Genomic DNA, 1,106 nt, shown 5'->3' with positions numbered 1-1,106 from the left:
CTGCTCCAGGACCACCACCTGCGGGAGAAGATCACCCACTTCGACCACGAGCGCATCCCCGAGCGTGTGGTGCATGCGCGTGGTGCGGCCGCGCACGGCACGTTCACCTCGTACGGGACGGCTGCCGGGGTGACGAAGGCCGCGTTCCTGGGTGAGGGGGTGGAGACCGAGGTGTTCGTGCGGTTCTCCACCGTGCTGGGCTCGCGCGGTTCGGCGGACACGGTGCGCGACACCCGGGGCTTCGCGACGAAGTTCTACACCGGGGAGGGCACCTTCGACCTGGTGGGCAATAACATTCCGGTGTTCTTCATCCAGGACGCCGTCAAGTTCCCCGACGTCATCCACGCGGGCAAGCCGCATCCGGACCGGGAGATCCCGCAGGCGCAGAGCGCCCATGACACGTTCTGGGACTTCGTGACCCTGCACACCGAGGCCACGCACCACACGATGTGGAACATGTCGGACCGGGGCATTCCGCGTTCGTACCGGATGATGGAGGGCTTCGGCGTCCACACCTTCCGCCTGGTCAACGCGCAGGGCAAGACATCGCTGGCGAAGTTCCACTGGAAGCCGAAGCTGGGGGTGCACTCCCAGGTGTGGGAGGAGGCGCAGCTCACCGCGGGCATGGATCCCGACTTCCACCGCCGTGACCTCGCCGACGCGATCGAGGCGGGGGCGTTCCCGCAGTGGGAGCTGGGTGTCCAGGTCTTCCCCGACAACCCCGAGCAGGTCTTCGAGGGCATCGACCTGCTGGACCCCACGAAGATCGTTCCCGAGGAGCTGGCGCCTGTGCAGCCCCTGGGGCTGCTGACCTTGAACGCGAACCCGACGAACTACTTCGCGGAGACCGAGCAGGTCGCCTTCCACCCCGGCCACCTCGTGCCGGGCATCGACATCACCGACGACCCGCTGCTGGCGGGGCGGCTGTTCTCCTACCTGGACACCCAGATCAGCCGGCTGGGCGGCCCCAACTTCGGGCAGCTTCCCATCAACCGCCCGCACGCCCCCGTCAACGACATGCTCCGCGACGGCATGCACCAGACCGCCGTCCACTCCGGGGTCGCCCCGTACAAGCCCAACTCCCTGGACGGGGGCTGTCCCTTCCT

Annotated in this window: 1 protein-coding gene; it reads left to right on the top strand. The window is 67.8% G+C overall.

All coding sequences use genetic code 11. The features are described from left to right. Positions 1 to 1,106: catalase (locus ACIP93_RS37715; protein WP_401767003.1), on the top strand; the 1,106-nt coding region annotated here is incomplete at both ends.

Origin of the sequence: Streptomyces sp. NPDC088745, assembly GCF_044751045.1 — a bacterium.
Lineage (GTDB): Bacteria > Actinomycetota > Actinomycetes > Streptomycetales > Streptomycetaceae > Streptomyces > Streptomyces cremeus.
Note: the sequence above shows the minus strand (reverse complement) of the source record. Positions and strands in the feature narration are given on the sequence as shown.